12 protein-coding genes are annotated in these 18,307 nt (G+C 70.9%); 5 read left to right on the forward strand and 7 right to left on the reverse strand.

The features are described 5' to 3' along the window. Positions 1–145: 145 nt before the first annotated feature. Positions 146–1,972, reverse strand: a complete 1,827-nt coding sequence (locus ACTWQC_RS15370) for an acyl-CoA dehydrogenase (protein ID WP_443316222.1) — start codon at positions 1,970–1,972, stop codon at positions 146–148. A gap of 926 nt (positions 1,973–2,898) precedes the next feature. Here ACTWQC_RS15370 and ACTWQC_RS15375 point away from each other — a divergent pair. The 3 genes from ACTWQC_RS15375 to ACTWQC_RS15385 all read left to right on the forward strand — a co-directional run bounded on the left by ACTWQC_RS15375 (position 2,899) and on the right by ACTWQC_RS15385 (position 5,858). Further along, on the forward strand, positions 2,899–3,372 hold the full coding sequence (locus tag ACTWQC_RS15375; RefSeq protein ID WP_443316223.1) for an SseB family protein: 474 nt from the start codon (positions 2,899–2,901) through the stop codon (positions 3,370–3,372). A 146-nt stretch (positions 3,373–3,518) separates the two neighbouring features. Further along, positions 3,519–4,484 carry a pirin family protein gene (locus ACTWQC_RS15380; protein WP_443316224.1) on the forward strand — a complete coding sequence of 322 codons (966 nt, stop codon included), beginning with the start codon at positions 3,519–3,521 and terminating at the stop codon, positions 4,482–4,484. A gap of 246 nt (positions 4,485–4,730) precedes the next feature. Then, the gene (locus tag ACTWQC_RS15385; RefSeq protein WP_443316225.1) at positions 4,731–5,858 is read left to right on the forward strand and encodes an AI-2E family transporter; all 1,128 of its coding nucleotides are present in this window, start codon (positions 4,731–4,733) and stop codon (positions 5,856–5,858) included. On the opposite strand, the gene ACTWQC_RS15390 is transcribed toward ACTWQC_RS15385, so the two are convergent. After that, positions 5,762–7,948 carry an ATP-binding SpoIIE family protein phosphatase gene (locus ACTWQC_RS15390; RefSeq protein ID WP_443316226.1) on the reverse strand — a complete coding sequence of 729 codons (2,187 nt, stop codon included), beginning with the start codon at positions 7,946–7,948 and terminating at the stop codon, positions 5,762–5,764. The two genes, ACTWQC_RS15385 and ACTWQC_RS15390, sit on opposite strands and share 97 nt — an antisense overlap. A gap of 239 nt (positions 7,949–8,187) precedes the next feature. Here ACTWQC_RS15390 and aspS point away from each other — a divergent pair, with 239 nt between their 5' ends. Then, a complete protein-coding gene (aspS, locus tag ACTWQC_RS15395) occupies positions 8,188–9,975 on the forward strand; it encodes an aspartate--tRNA ligase (protein ID WP_443316227.1) in 1,788 nt (595 codons plus the stop codon). Positions 9,976–10,032: 57 nt separating this feature from the next. On the opposite strand, the gene metG is transcribed toward aspS, so the two are convergent. The 3 genes from metG to ACTWQC_RS15410 form a co-directional block, all read right to left on the reverse strand. Beyond that, positions 10,033–11,748 carry a methionine--tRNA ligase gene (gene metG, locus ACTWQC_RS15400; RefSeq protein ID WP_443316228.1) on the reverse strand — a complete coding sequence of 572 codons (1,716 nt, stop codon included), beginning with the start codon at positions 11,746–11,748 and terminating at the stop codon, positions 10,033–10,035. Positions 11,749–11,915: 167 nt separating this feature from the next. Continuing rightward, positions 11,916–13,721 (reverse strand): VWA domain-containing protein, encoded by a 1,806-nt coding sequence (locus ACTWQC_RS15405; protein ID WP_443316229.1) that lies wholly within the window; start codon positions 13,719–13,721, stop codon positions 11,916–11,918. Between the two features lie 80 nt (positions 13,722–13,801). After that, positions 13,802–14,092 (reverse strand): barstar family protein, encoded by a 291-nt coding sequence (locus ACTWQC_RS15410; protein WP_443316230.1) that lies wholly within the window; start codon positions 14,090–14,092, stop codon positions 13,802–13,804. A 361-nt stretch (positions 14,093–14,453) separates the two neighbouring features. Between ACTWQC_RS15410 and ACTWQC_RS15415 the strand changes: the two genes are divergently transcribed. Then, positions 14,454–16,511 (forward strand): PhoX family protein, encoded by a 2,058-nt coding sequence (locus ACTWQC_RS15415; protein ID WP_443316231.1) that lies wholly within the window; start codon positions 14,454–14,456, stop codon positions 16,509–16,511. Positions 16,512–16,625: 114 nt separating this feature from the next. On the opposite strand, the gene ACTWQC_RS15420 is transcribed toward ACTWQC_RS15415, so the two are convergent. Both ACTWQC_RS15420 and ligD read right to left on the reverse strand, forming a co-directional pair. Then, positions 16,626–17,156, reverse strand: a complete 531-nt coding sequence (locus tag ACTWQC_RS15420) for an SgcJ/EcaC family oxidoreductase (RefSeq protein WP_443316232.1) — start codon at positions 17,154–17,156, stop codon at positions 16,626–16,628. A 164-nt stretch (positions 17,157–17,320) separates the two neighbouring features. After that, positions 17,321–18,226, reverse strand: coding sequence for a non-homologous end-joining DNA ligase (gene ligD / locus ACTWQC_RS15425; protein ID WP_443316233.1), 906 nt, complete (start codon positions 18,224–18,226; stop codon positions 17,321–17,323). Positions 18,227–18,307 lie beyond the last annotated feature (81 nt).

Here is an 18,307-nt window from a genome sequence, read left to right on the forward strand (position 1 = left end):
CGGCTCCCTTCTCGCGCTCCGCGGGCGGGGCTGCCTCTGTGCCCAGGAGTAGGAGCCGAAAAAACGCCTCGGGGCCCCTGCCCGACCGACAGGGGCCCCGAAGCGGGCGGCGCGGCGTGCGCGCCGAGTTCAGCGGCTTTTCGCTCTAGAACGCGGCCTCGTCCAGCTCCATCAGGGACTGGTCGATGGTCTCGGCCAGGCCCCGCTGCACGGAGACGCCCGGCAGGACGTTGTGCGCGAAGAACTTCGCCGCGGCGATCTTGCCCTCGTAGAACGCCTTGTCCTTGGCCGAGGCGGAAGTGAGCTTCTCGCCCGCGATCGCGGCGCCCTTGAGCAGCAGGTAGCCGATCACGACGTCGCCGGAGGCCTGCAGCAGGCGGGTGGTGTTGAGCCCCACCTTGTAGATGGACTTGACGTCCTTCTCGGTGGCCGCGAGGTCGGTCAGCATCGCGCCGACGATCGCCTCCAGGTCCACCGCGGCCTTGGCCAGCTCGTCGCGGGCCCCGGCCAGGTCCTCGCCGCCGGTGGCGTCGGCCAGGAACTTCTTGATCTCCTCCGACAGGGTGGTCAGCGCCTGGCCCTGGTCGCGGACGATCTTCCGGAAGAAGAAGTCCTGGCCCTGGATGGCGGTGGTGCCCTCGTAGAGGGTGTCGATCTTGGCGTCCCGGATGTACTGCTCGATCGGGTACTCCTGCAGGTAGCCGGAGCCGCCGAAGGTCTGCAGCGACTGGGCCAGCTGCTCGTACGACTTCTCGGAGCCGTAGCCCTTCACGATCGGCAGGAGCAGGTCATTGAGGCGGTTCGCGGCGGAGGCGTCCTCGCCCGCGGCCTCCTTGATCAGGATCTCGTCCTGGACGGAGGCGGTGTAGAGGACGAGGGCGCGCATGCCCTCGGCGTACGCCTTCTGCGTCATCAGCGAGCGGCGCACGTCGGGGTGGTGGGTGATGGTGACGCGCGGCGCGGTCTTGTCGGTGAAGTTCGCCAGGTCCGGGCCCTGCACGCGCTCCTTGGCGTACTCCAGCGCGTTCAGGTAGCCGGTCGAGAGGGTGGCGATGGCCTTCGTGCCGACCATCATCCGCGCGAACTCGATGATCTTGAACATCTGGCGGATGCCGTCGTGCTTCTCGCCGAGCAGCCAGCCCTTGGCCGGGTGGCGGTCGCCGAAGGTCATCTCGCAGGTGTTGGAGGCCTTGAGGCCCATCTTGTGCTCGACGTTGGTGGCGTAGACGCCGTTGCGCTCGCCGAGCTCGCCGGTCTCCCAGTCGAAGTCGTACTTCGGCACGATGAAGAGGGAGAGGCCCTTGGTGCCGGGGCCGTGGCCCTCGGGGCGCGCGAGCACGAAGTGAATGATGTTCTCGGACATGTCGTGCTCACCGGAGGTGATGAAGCGCTTCACGCCCTCGATGTGCCAGGAGCCGTCCTCCTGCTGCACGGCCTTGGTACGGCCGGCGCCGACGTCCGAGCCGGCGTCCGGCTCGGTCAGCACCATGGTGGAGCCCCACTGCCGCTCGACCATGCGCTGGGCTATCGCGTGCTGCTCCTCGGTGCCCTCGTCGTGGAGCACACCCGCGAAGGCCGGCCCCGAGGCGTACATCCACACGGCCGGGTTCGAGCCGAGGATCGTCTCGGCGAAGGCCCAGAGGAGCGAGCGCGGGGCGGCGGTGCCGCCGATGGCCTCCGGGATGCCCAGACGCCACCACTCGGCGTCCATGTACGCCTGGTAGCTCTTCTTGAAACTGTCGGGGACAGGCGCGGTGTTGGTGTCGGGGTCGAAGACCGGCGGGTTGCGGTCGGCGTCGGTGAAGGAGTCGGCCAGCTCGTTCTCCGCGAGCCGGGCGATCTCGGAGAGAACGCTCTTGGCGGTCTCGACATCCATCTCCTCGAACGGGCCGGTGCCGTAGACGGCGTCGCGGCCGAGCACCTCGAAGAGGTTGAACTCGATGTCGCGGAGATTCGACTTGTAGTGCCCCATGGCGACGGCTCCGTTAGGGATCAGGGAGGCGGGTTCCTCATATGCAACCAGCAGATGCCTACGATGATGCTACCGGCCGGTAATAAGAATCAACCCCATCGGGGCATCTGTGACGAGGCTCTAATCTTCGGGTGGGTGTCAGTCTGCCCTCCTGGACCGCTTCCCGTCGTGGGTGGGGACGGGCGTGGTCCCGTCCGGGCGGGCATCCGGGATGCGTACGGCGTACGCCGTGTAAGCCGTTGCCGGCCCGCTGGACGGCGAGCGCACGCCCGTCGCCGCGGACCACGGTTTCGCACGGAACGAGCCCGCGCAGCGGAGGGCGGTGCCCAAGTACCTCCAAGTCGCCGAAGACATCGTGAACCAGATTCGGGTGGGCGCTCTCAAAACTGGACAGCAGGTACCCAGCGAGAGTGAGTTGATGGCCCGCTACGCAGACCTGTCCGCGGTGCCTCGGCCGGCGCAAGGTGCGGGGACGGCGGTATGTCTGCACGAACAGCAACGGTGACCTGGTGTTGAACCGGGACGCGGTGGGCGGGGTGAATATCCACACTCTGGCCGTCAACGACGGGAAAACTGTTCCCGGTTCCACCCGGAACGGATTTCCGGGTGAAGTATCTACGGGCCCAACCCGGCTGGTCACCAGGCCAGCGGGCACGCCACGGCTTCCATCAGCAGGCGCAGGCCCGCGCCGGTGGAAGCCGTCGGTGCGAAGCACGGAGTAGTGCCCGGAACCGGGCCCCCTGGACCGGTGAATCCGCAGGTCCAGGCGTTGCTGTCACCCGCCGCCAGGGGGACGTCGTGGACTCTGACGGCGGTGCCGCCACCTCGCCGGATGCCGGCAGGGCGTGTGCCCGTGCCGCCTGAGGATCTCGGGAAGACAGAAGCTCCGGCTCACTCGGAGAGGTTCACTCAGTACTCTTGCGGACATGTACGGCTACGACCAGACCGCGGGCGCGGGTCAGCAGTACGCCGCGCCGCCGCCCCCGCAGCAGCATCAGGCGCCCGGCGGCTACGGTGAGCAGCCGCTCTACCCGGAGCCCTCGCCGCCGTCGCTCGCCGACGCGGTGCGGGCGTTCACCACCGGCTCGATGTCGGCGGAGGACTTCCAGCAGATCTTCTCGACGTCGAAGGTCTACTGCCCGCGGGGCGAGGGCCCGGGCTTTCTGGCGCTGCACAACACCCAGCAGCCGGTGATCCCGATGTTCACCTCGCTGAAGGAGCTGCGGCGCTACGCGGGCAAGGAGTCGAAGTACTTCGTGATCACGGGCGCCGAGGTGCTGGACCTGCTGCCGACCGGGTACGGGTTCGTGCTCGACATGGAGGGCGAGCACCGGATGGTCTTCGATGCGAAGGCCGTGGAGCAGATGGTCGACTTCGCGATGCGGCGCATGTATGGCTAGCAGCCCGCCCCGGGCTGGTCGAGTAAGCCCCCACCGCCATGGCGGTGGGGGCTTACTCATGCCCGCGAACATGCCTGGGGAATACGGCGCCTTGCGTGGACGTTAAGCGTTCAACTAAATTACTCGCGAGAGGCCAGGAGGCGGCCATGCCCGCAGTGACTGTCGAGAACCCGCTGACCCTGCCGCGCGTCACCGCCCCGGCCGGGTCCGAGCCGCGTGCCGTGCTCGCCGTCGCCACGGCGCCGAGCGGTCTCGAGGGCGAGGGCTTCCCGGTGCGCCGGGCCTTCGCCGGCATCGACTACCGCTACCTCGACCCGTTCATCATGATGGACCAGATGGGCGAGGTGGAGTACGCGCCCGGGGAGCCGAAGGGAACCCCGTGGCACCCGCACCGCGGCTTCGAGACCGTCACGTATCTGATCGACGGCACCTTCGTGCACCAGGACTCGCACGGCGGCGGCGGAGTCATCAACGGCGGCGACACACAGTGGATGACGGCCGGGTCCGGGCTGTTGCACATCGAGGCCCCGCCGGAGTCGCTCGTCGTGAGCGGCGGCCTCTTCCACGGGCTGCAGCTGTGGGTGAACCTGCCGCGCAAGGACAAGATGATCCCGCCGAAGTACCAGGACATCGCCGGTGGTCAGGTCAAGCTGCTGGCGTCGTCGGACGGCGGGGCGCTGCTGCGGCTGATCGCCGGTGACATCGAGGGCCACAGCGGGCCCGGTTCGACGCACACGCCGATCACGATGATCCACGCCTCGGTCAGCCCGGGCGCGGAGCTGACGCTGCCGTGGCGGGCGGAGTTCAACGCGCTGGCGTACGGGCTGGCCGGGCGCGGTACGGCCGGTGCCGGCGGTGCGGGCGCGGAGGGGCGGCCCTTCCGCACGGGGCAGGCGGTCGTCTTCGGGCACGGCGAGTCGCTGACGGTGCGGGCGGACGAGTCGCAGGAGTCGCGGAGCCCGAACCTTGAGGTGGTGCTGCTGGGTGGCCTGCCGATACGTGAGCCGATGATGCAGTACGGGCCGTTCGTCATGAACACGCATGCCGAACTGGCGCAGGCCTTCGAGGACTTCCAGGCGGGCCGCCTGGGCGTCATCCCGACCCACTCCTAGCGCCTGGCCCGGGGCCGGGCGCAGTCCAACCGGCCACCGGCCGGTGGACGCGTACGAAACGGGGGCGCCCCGGCGGGGGGCTGGCGCATCGTGACCGGGTGCGGCCCGGTGGCCGGGTGTGCCCACCCTCCCCCATAGCCTGAACGGCATGGGGGGCACCCCCCATCGCCCCCGCGGAACGACTGCCCACACCCGGGTGGCCCTGTCCGGGGGGCGCGGCCCCCAGTCGGCTGGTGCGCTGGGGCCGTGAGCGATCGCGAGCCGCCGCTGTTGCCGCGCGGGGCGCGCCGCACGGCGGCCTGGTGCGGCGTCGCCCTGCTCGTCGCCGGTGTCGCCGCCGCGACCATCTGGCTCTGCGTGGAACTCGAGGCCGCCGTCACCCCCATCCTGCTGGCCATGCTCGGCACCGCGCTCCTCGGACCGCTCAACCGCAGGCTGCTCACGCTGAGGCTCAACCGCTCGCTGGCCGCCGGCCTCACCTGCGTGGCGCTGATCGCGGTCGTCGGCGGCGCCGTCTACATCGTGGTCGGCGCGCTGGCCGACAGCGGCGACCAGATCATCGCGTCGCTCAGGGACGCGGCCAAGGGCGTCGCGGACCACTTCGGCGCCGCGGGCACCTCGCTCGACGACCTCGCCTCCAACGCCAAGGACCTGATCGGCAGGTTCGGCGGCACGGCGGCGTCCGGGCTGATCACCGGCGTCAGCGTCGTCGGGCACCTGATCGCCGACGCCGTACTCGCGCTCTTCCTCACCTTCTTCTTCCTGCGCGACGGGCACCGCGCGGCCGCGATGCTGCACGGGGTCGCGCCGCGCGGCGGCGGTCCGCAGCTGGAGGCCATGGCGCGGCGGGCGTTCCGTGCGGTCGAGGGGTTCATGCGCGGGACGACGTTCATCGCGCTCATCGACGCGATCTTCATCACCGTCGGGCTGCTGATCCTGCGGGTTCCGGGCGCCGTCGGGCTCGGGGCGCTGGTGTTCGTCGGCGCGTACATCCCGTACCTCGGCGCGTTCATCTCCGGCACGGCCGCCATCCTGGTGGCGCTGGCCGACCGCGGCTTCGCGGTCGCGCTGTGGGTGCTGGGCGTGGTGCTCGCGGTGCAGGTGCTCGAGGGGCACGTGCTGCAGCCGATGATCCAGAGCCGGGTGGTCCGGATGCACCCGGCGATGGTGATGATCGCGATCACGGCGGGTGCGAGCATCGCGGGGGTCCTCGGGATGCTGCTCGCGGTGCCGCTGTCCGCGGCTGCCTTCGGGGTGATCTCCGAGCTCCGGGCCCGTTACGCGGCCGGTTCCTCCCCCTCGAGTTCCCCGCCCCCGGGACCCGGACCCGACTCCGGACCGGCATCCGGACCCGACACCGGCCCCGACTCGTAGAGCTCGAACCAGATGCACTTGCCCTCGCCCCGCGGGTCCACGCCCCACGCTTCGGCGAGCATCTCCATCAGCACGAGACCGCGCCCGGAGGAGGCCATCTCGCCGGGGCTGCGCCGGTGCGGCAGCTCGTCGCTGGCGTCGGCGACATCGACGCGCAGCCGCCGCGCGCCGCGCGCGCCGACGAGCTCGGCGATGATCAGTGCGTCTCCGTCGGTGTGCAGCAGTACGTTGCTCGCCATCTCGGAGATCATCAGGACGGCCGAGTCGATCTGCTCGTCGTCGGCCCAGTCGTGCAGCAGTTCCCGCAGCTGCTGCCGTACGAGCGCGACCTGCTCGGGCGCCGCCTGCGGGACGGACAGGACCGTACGGCGGATCGGCCGCGGCGCCTTGCCCTCGGCGGGGTGACAGCCGCCGGCGGGCGCGTTGCGGCGGAGCAGCAGCAGCGCGATGTCGTCCTCGCGGCGGTCGGCGAGCGGCCCGGTCATGTGGTGCGAGGTCGGCCCGTGCACGGCCTGGACCAGCGCGTCGGCCAGCGACTCCATGTCGCCCGAGTGCTTCTCGACGGTCTCGCGCAGCCGCTGCCAGCCGGTCTCGAGGTCGTGGCCGCCGGTCTCGATCAGTCCGTCAGTGCAGACCATCATCAGCTCGCCGGGCTCCAGCGCCAGCCGGGTCGTCGGGTAGTCGCTGTCCGGGTCGATGCCCAGCGGCAGCCCGCCCGCGGTGGGCCGGAGCAGCATGGTCCCGTCGCTCATCCGGGTGGCGATGTCGGGGTGTCCTGCGCGCGCGATGTCCAGGGTGCCGGTCTCCGGGTCCACCTCGATGTAGAGGCAGGTGGCGAAGCGGGGGTCGCCCGCGCTCGCGCTCTCGCCGTCGGGCCACTGCTCGGCGAGTCCGGCGAGGAAGCGCGAGGCGCGGGAGAGGACCGCGTCGGGGTGGTGGCCTTCGGCGGCGTATGCGCGCAGGGCGATCCGCAGCTGGCCCATGAGACCGGCCGCCCGTACGTCGTGCCCCTGGACGTCGCCGATGACCAGGGCTATGCGGCCGGACGGCAGCGGGATCATGTCGTACCAGTCGCCGCCGACCTGGAGGCCGCCGCCGGTCGGTACGTACCGCGCGGCCACCGTCATGCCGGGGATGTTCGGCTGGACGGTGGGCATCATGCTGCGCTGCAGCCCGGTGGTCAGCTCGCGCTCGGACTCCTGGACGCTGGCGCGGGAGAGGGCCTGGGCGAGCATCCGGGCGACCGTGGTGAGGACCGAGCGCTCGTCGGGTGTGAAGGCGACGGGGTAGCTGAAGGCGGCCATCCACGCGCCCATGGTGCGGCCGCCGACGATCAGCGGCAGGAAGGCCCAGGACTTGCGGTGGAAGCGGGCGGCCAGCGGCCAGGTGGAGGGGAAGCGGCTCTGGTAGTCCTCGGGGCTGGGGAGGTAGATCGCGCGGCCGTTCCGTATGACCTCCGCGGCCGGGTACTCGGTGTCCAGCGACATGTGGAGAAAGGGGCCTTCGTCGCCGTCCTGGTAGCCGTGGTACCCGATGATCTTCAGCCGGTCGCCCTCGACCCCGAAGACGGCGAGCCCGTCCGGCGAGAAGCCGGGCATCGAGAGCGTGGCGGCCACGCGCAGCACCTCGGAGGTGGAGCGGGCCTCGGCGAGTGCCCGGCCCGCGTCGAGCAGGAAGGCCTCGCGGGAGCGCCGCCAGTCGCCGGTGACCCGGCTGTGCACGGCCGCGGCGGTGCCGGGCTGCGGCTCCGGGACCTCCTGAAGCGTGCCGGTCATCTCGTAGTCGTCGCCGCGCAGGTACTGGCGGGAGCGGCTGCGGACGATCCGCAGGACCTTGCCGTCGTCCGACATGATCCGCAGCCGGGCCTCGGCGAGGGTTCCCTCGGCGACCGCCAGGTTGATCACGCCCTGGATCTCGACCCAGTCGACGGGGTGGAAGCGGGAGCGTACGGCGGATTCGGTCAGGGTGACGGGCACCGCGGGCAGGCCCAGCAGCCGGGCGGCCTCGGCATCCAGGGTCACTTCCCCCGAAGCGCTGTCCCATCGCCAGAGGCCGGTCGCGATGGAGGCCAGGACATCCTCGGTGCGCATTGCACCACATTATGGTGCTTTCTCCGGCTTTGACGACCGGCCGGACGCCGGGGGGTGCGCAGGAGGCGCCCGGGCGCCTCGACGGGGGCCCCTCCGCGCCGGGGGACCGCGGGCGACGGCCGACCGGACGGTGGGCGGGGCGACGGAGGCGTGCCGGTACCCTTGCACAAGTCCCTGCCGTGTGCTGCCCAGCGCTCACCCCAGGGCCCACGACCCCGACCAGACGACTTGGATGAACGATGCATCGGTACCGGTCCCACACCTGCGGCGAGCTCCGTGCCGCTGACGTCGACGCCGACGTACGGCTCAGCGGCTGGCTGCACAACAGGCGGAACCTGGGCGGCATCCTCTTCATCGATCTCCGGGACCACTACGGCCTGGTCCAGCTCGTCGTACGTCCTGACAGCCCGGTCAACGAGAAGCTCAGCCACCTCCCCAAGGAGACCGTCCTCCGGGTCGACGGCAAGGTCCTGGCCCGCGGCGCCGAGAACGTGAACCCCGAGCTGCCGACCGGCGACATCGAGGTCGAGGTCGGCGACGTCGAGGTGCTCGGCACGGCAGAGCCGCTGCCCTTCACCGTCTTTCCCGAGGACGGCGTGAACGAGGAGCGGCGTCTCGAATACCGCTTCCTCGACCTGCGCCGCGAGCGCATGCACCGCAACATCATGCTGCGCACCGCCGTCACCTCCGCCATCCGGCAGAAGATGACCGCGCTCGGCTTCAACGAGATGGCGACCCCGATCCTGTCCGCGACCTCGCCCGAGGGCGCGCGCGACTTCCTGGTCCCCTCCCGGCTGCACGCGGGCAAGTTCTACGCGCTGCCGCAGGCCCCGCAGCAGTTCAAGCAGCTGTTGATGATCGCGGGCTTCGACCGCTACTTCCAGATCGCGCCCTGTTTCCGCGACGAGGACGCCCGCGCCGACCGCTCGCCCGGCGAGTTCTACCAGCTCGACGTGGAGATGAGCTTCGTCGAGCAGGAGGACGTCTTCCAGGTCATCGAGAAGGTCATGACCGATCTCTTCGAGGAGTTCGGCAACGGCCGCCACGTCACCTCGCCGTTCCCGCGCGTCCCGTTCCGCGAGGCGATGCGGAAGTACGGCACGGACAAGCCCGACCTGCGGGCGCAGCTCGAGCTCGTCGACGTCTCGCACGTGTTCGCGGACAGCGGCTTCAAGGCCTTCGCGGGCAAGCACGTACGGGCCCTCGCGGTGCCGGACACGGCGGACCAGCCGCGGAAGTTCTTCGACCAGCTGGGCGAGTTCGCGGTCCAGCAGGGCGCGCAGGGTCTGGCGTGGGTTCGTATCGGCGAGGAGAACAAGCTCACCGGGCCGATCGCCAAGTTCCTCACCGAGGCCGACGTCGAGAAGCTGGCCGCCGAGGTCGGCGGCAAGCCGGGCACGGCGGTCTTCTTCGGTGCGGGAGAGTTCGACGAGGTCTCCAAGATCATGAGCGCGGTCCGGGTCGAGGCGGCGCGCCGGGCCGGGCAGTTCGAGGAGAACGTCTTCCGCTTCTGCTGGATCGTCGACTTCCCGATGTTCGAGCGGAACGAGGAGACCGGCGAGATCGAGTTCTCGCACAACCCGTTCTCCATGCCGCAGGGCGGCCTCGAGGCGCTCCGCACCAAGGACCCGCTGTCCATTCTGGCCTGGCAGTACGACATCGTCTGCAACGGCGTCGAGCTGTCCTCGGGCGCGATCCGGAACCATGAGCCGGAGGTCATGTACGAGGCGTTCCGGATCGCCGGTTACGCGAAGGAGGAGGTCGAGCGCGAGTTCGGCGGCATGCTCCGCGCCTTCCACTTCGGCGCCCCGCCGCACGGCGGCATCGCTCCCGGCGTGGACCGCATCGTCATGCTCCTGGCCGACGAGCCGAACATCCGGGAGACGATCGCCTTCCCGCTCAACGGGAACGCGCAGGATCTGCTGATGGGTGCGCCGAGCGAGGTTGACGAGGCCCGCCTGAAGGAGCTCCACCTGAGCATCTACAAGGGCCCGGCCAAGCCGACGCCGTACAAGCCGACCAAGTGACCCGGTGGTGGGCATTCGTTCCGCGGCATCGCCCCGCGGAACGAATGCCCACACCCCTTACGCGCCCTCGGCGCCGAAGCGGTCGCGGTAGGACTCCAGGTCCTCCTCCGTGATCTTCGCGAAGAGCACGGGCGGCACGGTGAAAGCGGTCCCGGCCGGTACGGAGGACAGCGCGCGGGCCTGCTCGCCGGTGACCCAGCTCGCGTCGTCCGACGCGAGCTGGAACGCCGACCGCATGGCCTTGGCGGACGCCGGGATAAACGGCTCGGACACCACCGCGTAAAGATGGATCAGGTTCATCGCCGTGCGCAGCGTCAGCGCCGCGCCCTCCTGGTCGGTCTTGATCTCCAGCCAGGGGGCCTTCTCCTCCAGGTACGCGTTACCCGCGCTCCACAGGGCGCGCAGCGCGGCCGCGGCCTTGCGGAACTGGAGGGCCTCCATGTGCGATTCGTACTCGGCCAGCAGCCGCGCGATCTCCTCGCCCAGCCGCGCCTCCGCCTCTCCCGCCTCCTTGCCCGCGGGGACGGTGTCGCCGAAGCGCTTGCGCGAGAAGGACAGCACGCGGTTGACGAAGTTGCCGAGAGTGTCCGCGAGGTCCTTGTTGACCACGGACGAGAACAGCTCCCAGGAGAAGGAGGTGTCGTCCGACTCCGGCGCGTTCGCCATGAGGAAGTAGCGCCAGTAGTCGGCCGGCAGCAGTTCGAGCGCCGCGTCCGTGAAGATGCCGCGCTTCTGGGAGGTGGAGAACTTCCCGCCGTAGTAGTTCAGCCAGTTGAAGGCCTTGACGTAGTCGACCTTCTTCCACGGCTCGCGGGTGCCGAGCAGCATGGCCGGGAACATCACCGTGTGGAACGGGACGTTGTCCTTCGCCATGAACTCCGTGTAGCGGACGTCGTCGGCGCCGTACCACCACGATTTCCAGTCGCGGCTGCCCGGGTCGGCGTCCGCCCACTCCTTCGTCGCGCCGATGTACTCGATGGGCGCGTCGAACCAGACGTAGAAGACCTTGCCCTCGGCCGCGAGCTCCGGCCAGGTGTCCGCCGGGACCGGCACGCCCCACTCCAGGTCGCGGGTGATCGCCCGGTCGTTGAGGCCCTCCGTCAGCCACTTGTGGGCAATGGAGGAGGCCAGCGTCGGCCACTCCTTGCTGCCGTTGCCGTCCAGCCAGTCCTCGACCTCGCGCTGCAGCTTCGACTGGAGGAGGAAGAGGTGCTTGGTCTCGCGGACCTCGAGGTCACTGCTGCCGCTGACGGCGGAGCGGGCGTCGATCAGGTCGGTCGGGTCGAGGACGCGGGTGCAGTTCTCGCACTGGTCGCCGCGCGCCTTGTCGTAGCCGCAGTGCGGGCAGGTGCCCACGATGTAGCGGTCCGGGAGGAAGCGGTCGTCCGCGATCGAGAAGACCTGACGGATGGAGCGCTCCTCGATGAAACCGTTCTCCTTGAGGCTGCGGGCGATGCGCTGGGTGATCTCGACGTTCTCCGGGGACGAGCTGCGGCCGAAGTAGTCGAAGGACAGCTCGAAGCCGTCGTAGATCGCCTTCTGCAGGTCGTGCTGCTCGGCACAGTACGTGTCGACGGGGAGCCCGGCCTCCTTGGCGGCCAGCTCGGCCGGGGTGCCGTGCTCGTCGGTGGCGCAGATGTACAGCACGTCGTGGCCCCGCTGGCGGAGGTAGCGGGAGTAGACGTCGGCCGGGAGCATGGACCCCACCATGTTGCCCAGGTGCTTGATCCCGTTGATGTACGGAAGGGCGCTGGTGATGAGGTGTCGAGCCATTGCCGGCTGCTCCCAAGTCGTTACGCGGAGTGAGTTTTTGATCTACAGGCTGTCAATATCGTACTTGACAGCAAGGGGCCGCCCGCGCGGCCTTTTCTCGCGCGGGCGGCCCCTTGTGTACGGCGGCCTGCTGTAGTGGGTGCGGCTGCCGCGGGGGTTGTCGCGGGTCAGCCGATGATGCCGGCCTCCCGGGCGCGGGCCAGCCACCCGGGGAACTCGGCCGTCAGCTGCGCGTACAGCTTGTCGTCGGCGAGCAGGAGCGGGTCGAGGCCGGCGTGGAAGAAGGCGGCGTTGTCAACCGCGCGGCGCTCGGGGACGGTGAGGGCGTCCAACTTCCTGAGGAAGTCGAAGCCCTTCGCCTCGGGGTCACCGAATCCGACGAACTGCCAGAAGAGGGGCAGCTTCGCCGCCTCGCAGAGGGCCTTCTCGGCGGCGGGCTTGGAGGTGGGGGCGCCGTCGGTCTGGAAGATGACGAAGGCGGGGTCGGTGGAGCCGGACTTCTCGTAGTGCTCGACGACGGCTTCGATGGCGCGGTGGTAGTTCGTACGGCCCATGTGGCCGAGGTCGGCGTGCAGCGCCTCGATCCGGCCCTCGTACGCGTCGAGGGCGAGGTCGGCGGTGCCGTCGACGTCGGTGGAGAAGAAGACGACGGGGACGGTGGCGTTGGGGTTGTCGTTGCCGTCGCTGTCGCCCTTGCCGCTGCCGCCGAGGGCCGCGGAGAGTGCGAGCGCCTGCTCGGCGAGGTGCTGGACGGTGCCGTCCTTGTAGTACCGCCGCATCGACCCGGACCGGTCGAGCACGAGATACACGACGGCGCGCTCCCCGGCGATCCCCTGCGCCTCAACGGCGCCGGCGGCGGCCTCGCGGAGCTCGACGAGCCCGGGCGCAACCGCCTCGACCTCGGCCGGCGACATCGCGGCGGCGGGCTGGGTGGTGGCGGCCTCGGCCGCCGGGGCGGCGGCCGGCGGCTCGGCCGCGGGTTCGCCTGCGGCGGGCTGGGCGGTGGTGGTTGCGTCGGCCAGGGCGGCCGCCAGTGGCTCGGGCGCGGGGGCGGTTTCGGGCGCGGTGGCTGCCGGTTCGGTGGCGGTGGGCGTGCGCGCCTCTGCCGCGATGGCGGGCTCTGCGTCGGCGGGTTCGCCCGCTCCGGCCGTCGCCGGCTCCGTGTCAGCCGTGGTGCGGGGCCGGCTCGAGGGCTCGGCGATCATCTCGGGGATCGGCGCGTCGGCGTCCTCGGCAGCGGCCGCGGGCGCCTCGTCCGAGAGGTGCTCGGGCTGCTGCGGGATCTCGCCCGTGCTCGCCGGTGCGGGGTCCTCCGGGAGCGATTCGGCCTGGGGCGGGACTGCCGGGGTCTCCGGTCCGGCGAGGGCCGGGGCCGCCGCGGGGTCCGACGAGTCCGCGTCCCGCTCCGTCGCGTCCCGCTCCGTCGCCGACGCCTGGGCCGGGACCGTCGTGGGCGAGGGCTCCTCGGTCGCCTTGGCCTGAGCGGGGACGGCCGCCTCCGGTCGCCGATCGTCCGTGGCCTCGGGCTCCGGCTCGTCGGACGCCGCCTGCGCCGGGACCGCGATGGTCGGGCCCTGCGCCTCTCCGGCGTCGCTGAACTCGTCCGTCGACTTCGGCCGCGGCTCCGGCTCGGAAGCCGAGGTCCGGCCCGCGTCCCGTTCGGCCGCGGTGTCGTCCGTGTTCTTCGCCGGGTCCGGCTTCGGGGCGACCGGCTTGGCCGCCGCCGCGTCGAAGGCGGCGAGCAGCGTCGCCGCCTCGGCCCTCGCCTCGGCCTCCGGCTCCTTCGCGGGCTTCCGCCCCGCGTCGGCCGCGGCCGACTGGGACGGGACCGGCGCAGCGGCCGGCGCGGGCTCTTCCGCCGGGCCGGATGCGACCGCATCCGGTTCGGCGACGCGTGCCTCCGGCACGGTCGGTTCGTCCCGGTCCGCCCGCGACCGGCCGAATACATTCCGCAGCAGACTCCGAATGCCCATGGGAGAGGTCCTTCACATGTATCGGTGCGATGAATGTCCGAGGTGCGGGAATCGTCCCCTACCGGCACGGACACGTAAGGCTACTGAGAGAGTTCCAGCCGGGCGCGCGTGGCCTCCGTAAATAGCCGGGCGAGTCGCTCGCCGTCCGCGTTGCCCGGCGCGAAGACGCCCGTAGGCTCGGCCCGTACGACCAGAACGTCGTGCGCGTCGATCACGGGCGACACGCCGCGGGACTCCACCGTGTCCCACCAGGCGTCGAGGTTCCGGCCGAACCAACCGGGCAGGCCGCACGGCTCCGCGACCGCGTCCCAGAAGGCGTCAAGGTCCGCCAGGTCGCGGCCGCGGAGATCGACCACCAAGTCATCGGCCATGGGCCCGGATGCTAGTGCCTCGCCTCCGGGGCGTCCGGGAGGCAGCGGGGCCTGTCGCCGCCCGCGGCGGTGGCCTGTCGCCCCTTGCGGCGGTGGCCTGTCGCCCGCTGCGGCGGGTGGCCTGCCGCCACCCGCCGAGGGGCCTCGCCGCAGCCCGCTGCGCACTCCGGGCGCCAGCGTCCCCAACTCCCCTGCAAAAATTGAAACTTAAGCAGTCCGCCTGGGATTCATCCTTCGTTCACCTGGAGTCCGCCGCCCGGCGCATCTACGCCCATAGCGTCGCCGCGGACATATTCCGACATCATGTCGGCGCCGGCTGCGCCGGTTGAGTGCCCATCAGAGCTCATACGGAGGGGAAGACGTGCGCAGACTGCTGCCGCTGATCAGCTCGCACCCGGGCGGACGTTCCGCGATGACCTGCCGCTACCGCTGCGGCGACGCTTGCTTCCACGAGGTTCCCAACACCAGCGACAACGCCTACGTCGGCGATGTCATAGCCGGTGCCCTCTCGCGCCGCAACGTGCTGCGCGCCAGTGCCGTCGTGACGGTGGCCGCCGCGACCGGTGCCACCGCGGTCGGCCAGGCCCCGCAGGCCGCGGCCGCCGTCCCCGGGGCCGCGCCCGCCGAGCAGGGCTCCGCCTCGTACGGCAGGCCTGCGCGCGGGCTGCGCTTCCCCCCGGTCGCGCCCAACACCACCGACGCCGTCACCGTCCCCGAGGGCTACGCCCAGAATGTCGTCATCCGCTGGGGCGAACCGATTCTGCGCGGCGCGCCCGCCTTCGACCCGGACAAGCAGTCGGCCAAGGCGCAGGCCGGACAGTTCGGCTACAACAACGACTTCCTCAGCCTGCTGCCGCTGCGGAGCGAGCCCGGCCGCCAGGTGCTCGTGGCCAACCACGAGTACACGGACGAGATCCTGATGTTCAAGGGGTACGACCCCGCGAACCCCACCCGCGAGCAGGCCGAGATCGCCTGGGCCGCGCACGGCCTGTCCGTCGTGGTCGTCCAGGGGGACGGGGAGAGCGGAAAGCTCACGGCCGTCACCCGGCACCGCCTCAACCGCCGCCTCACCGCGACCAGCGAGTTCCGGCTCACCGGCCCCGCCGCGGGCAGCGCCCTGCTGAAGACCTCCGCCGACCCGACCGGCACCAAGGTCCTCGGCACCCTCAACAACTGTGCGGGCGGCACCACCCCGTGGGGCACGACCCTGCACGGCGAGGAGAACTTCAACCAGTACTTCGCCAACGGCAGCTCCGCCACCGACAAGCGGTACGGCCTCTCCACCGGCGCCAGCGAGCGCAAGTGGGAGCGTTTCGACAAGCGCTTCGACGCCGCGCAGGAGCCGAACGAGTCCCACCGCTTCGGCTGGGTCGTCGAACTCGACCCGTACGACCCGGAGTCGACGCCCCGCAAGCGCACCGCGCTCGGCCGCTTCAAGCACGAGGCCGCGCAGCCCCGGCTGACCGCCGACGGCCGGCCCGTCGTCTACATGGGCGACGACGAGCGCTTCGACTACTTCTACAAGTTCGTCTCGTCGAAGCGGATGATCAAGGGTACGAGCCGGGCCGCGCGCGAGCACAACCTCACGCTGCTCGACGAGGGCACGCTCTACGTCGCCAAGCTGACCGGGGACAGCCCGGCGAGCGAGATCGACGGCACCGGGAAGCTGCCGGTGGACGGCGAGTTCGACGGCAGCGGCGAGTGGATCCCGCTGGCCGGCGGGGACAAGTCCTTCGTCGAGGGCATGACCGCCGAGGAGGTCTACGTCTTCACCCGGCTCGCCGCCGACAAGGTGGGCGCCACGAAGATGGACCGCCCCGAGGACGTCGAGCCCAGCCCGCGCACCGGCCGCGTCTACGTCGCGCTGACCAACAACACCGACCGCGGAAAGCCCGGCAAGGCGGGTGCGGACGAGGCCAACCCGCGCAACCTCAACAAGCACGGCCAGATCCTGGAGCTGGCCGAGCACGGGGACGATCCCACCTCGGACCGCTTCGCCTGGCGTCTCTTCCTGGTCGCCGGTGACCCGAACGACCCGGGCACGTACTTCGCGGGCTTCCCGAAGGACCAGGTCAGCCCGATCTCCTGCCCGGACAACGTCACGTTCGACCCGCACGGCAACCTGTGGATCTCGACGGACGGGAACGCGCTGGGCTCGCACGACGGGCTGTTCGGCGTCGCGACGGCGGGGCAGCGGCGCGGCGAGGTGAAGCAGTTCCTCACCGTTCCGAAGGGCGCGGAGACCTGCGGGCCGATCGTCCAGGCCCGGCGGGTGCTGGTGGCCGTGCAGCACCCGGGCGAGGTCGACGGCGCGAGCGTCGAGAAGCCGGCCTCGACCTGGCCGGACGGGGCGGGGAAGATCGTCCGGCCGTCGGTCGTCAGCGTCTGGCGCGAGGACGGCCGCGACATCGGCGTCTGAGCGGATGGTCGCGTGCCGCGGATGATTCGCGCCGCGGGACCACGGGGGCAGGGGGGCACGGGGGGCACGGGAGGCCCGTCTCGGTGAGACGGGTCTCCCGCGCTGTCTTTCCTCTCATCCCTCGGGCATCGCCGAGGAGTGGTGGTTGATGATCAGCCAGTTGCCCGCCTTCTTCTCGTAGACGAAGGTGTAGCGGGCGTCGACCGTGCGCTCGGAGCCGTTCTCTTCGGTCAGGGTGAAGCGGTAGGTGCCCGTGTCCACGGCGCTGTTTCCGTCGAGCACGCTGACGACCGAGCGCGTGATCCGGGCCTCGGGCTTCTGTGCGAGAAAGTGCTCGAAATAGTCCACGATTCCGGCGCGGTCGGTGCGGATCCGGTTGGACATGGTCGGGACCAGCACACCGTCCGGCGCGTAGCGGTCCGCCACGCGCTCGGGGTCGCCCGTGGCCAGGGCCGCCTGCCACAGGTCGAACTGGGCCCGTATCTCCTCGCTGCCGGGGTTTTGCGGGGCCTTCGCCGCGGCGTGGCCCGCCCGCGAATTCGGCGCGTGCGTGGTCGCGGCCGCGTAGGCGGCGGGTGCGGCGGCCATGAGGACGGCGGACGCGACGACCGCCGCGGCTTGGACCCTGATGTGATGACGTGGCATCAACCACTCCTGGAATGACGGGATTACGGGTAGATCAAAAGTGGGACCCTACCCGTGCAAAACCCGTCCAGGGATCACTCCCGGCCACCCTGCCAGGAGATCCGGCTACCGTCGGTAGCCGGTCGCCGCGCCCGTGACCGGCTCGGCCACCACTGCCGCTTCGGCTACTGCATTCCGGACAGACGGCGCTCGGCGGTGCGCAGCGAGCGGCCGCGGGGCGCCGGGGACCACGGGTCCGCGGACAGCCGCTCACCCGCCGTGGTCATCGTCCAGCGGCGCGCGGTGAGCTCCGGGTCGTCCAGCTCCTCGCGGGCGAAGGGCATGGCGACCGGGGCGCCCGGCAGAGCCCGTACGGCATACGGGACCACCGCCGTCTGCGCGTACGCGTTGCGCTGGACGTCCAGGTAGACCCGGCCCTTGCGGTCGGCCTTGCGCTGCTCGGTGGTGAGCCGGTCCGGGTGGCGGTCGGCCAGCAGGCGGGCCGCGCGCATGGCGAAGTCCCGTACGTCGTCGAACGGGGACTTGCGGTCCAGCGGGACCACGGCGTGCACACCGCTCGAGCCGGTCGTCATCAGCTGGACGGGCAGCCCGAGTTCGTCCAGCAGCCCGCACACCCGGCGGGCGGCCCACCGTACGTCCTCGAAGTCCGTGCCTTCGGAAGGGTCGAGGTCGAAGACGAGGCGGTCGGGGTGGTCGGGTGCGTCGGCGCGCGCGAGCCAGCGGTGCGGGGTGACGCACGCCTGGTCGGCGAGGTAGACGAGGGTGGCCGCGTCGTCGCATACGACGTGGGTGACGGTGCCGCCTTCCTTGGGGACCTCGGCGCGGTGGATCCAGTCGGGGAAGTAGTCCGGGATGTTCTTCTGGACCAGTCCCTGGTTTCCGATGCCGTCCGGGTGCCTGACCATCATCAGGGGGCGGTGGCGGAGGTGGGGGAGCATGCGCCGGGATGCGGCGCGGTAGTGCTCGGCGAGGTCGGCCTTGGTGAATCCGTCGTCGGGGAAGAGGACCTTGTCGGGGCGGTGGAGGGGGAGGGTTCGTCGGCCGACGCGGATGGTGCGCTGCTCACTCACCCCGGTTGAGTAGCCGCCCGCCGCCCGGCCAAACGCGTTGTGGGCATGCGTTCCGCGGGGCGATGGGGGCACCCCCATCGC

This window comes from Streptomyces sp. 8N616 (genome assembly GCF_052246385.1).
GTDB lineage: Bacteria > Actinomycetota > Actinomycetes > Streptomycetales > Streptomycetaceae > Streptomyces.

Coding starts and splice junctions, on each gene's coding strand:
- ACTWQC_RS15390 (WP_443316226.1), bottom strand. CDS start 7,948: ATGCGCACCGAGGATGTCCTGGCCTCCATCGCGACCGGCCTCTGGCGA.
- ACTWQC_RS15370 (WP_443316222.1), bottom strand. CDS start 1,972: ATGGGGCACTACAAGTCGAATCTCCGCGACATCGAGTTCAACCTCTTC.
- ACTWQC_RS15405 (WP_443316229.1), bottom strand. CDS start 13,721: ATGGGCATTCGGAGTCTGCTGCGGAATGTATTCGGCCGGTCGCGGGCG.
- ACTWQC_RS15420 (WP_443316232.1), bottom strand. CDS start 17,156: ATGCCACGTCATCACATCAGGGTCCAAGCCGCGGCGGTCGTCGCGTCC.
- ACTWQC_RS15380 (WP_443316224.1), top strand. CDS start 3,519: ATGCCCGCAGTGACTGTCGAGAACCCGCTGACCCTGCCGCGCGTCACC.
- ACTWQC_RS15410 (WP_443316230.1), bottom strand. CDS start 14,092: ATGGCCGATGACTTGGTGGTCGATCTCCGCGGCCGCGACCTGGCGGAC.
- ACTWQC_RS15375 (WP_443316223.1), top strand. CDS start 2,899: ATGTACGGCTACGACCAGACCGCGGGCGCGGGTCAGCAGTACGCCGCG.
- metG (WP_443316228.1), bottom strand. CDS start 11,748: ATGGCTCGACACCTCATCACCAGCGCCCTTCCGTACATCAACGGGATC.
- aspS (WP_443316227.1), top strand. CDS start 8,188: ATGCATCGGTACCGGTCCCACACCTGCGGCGAGCTCCGTGCCGCTGAC.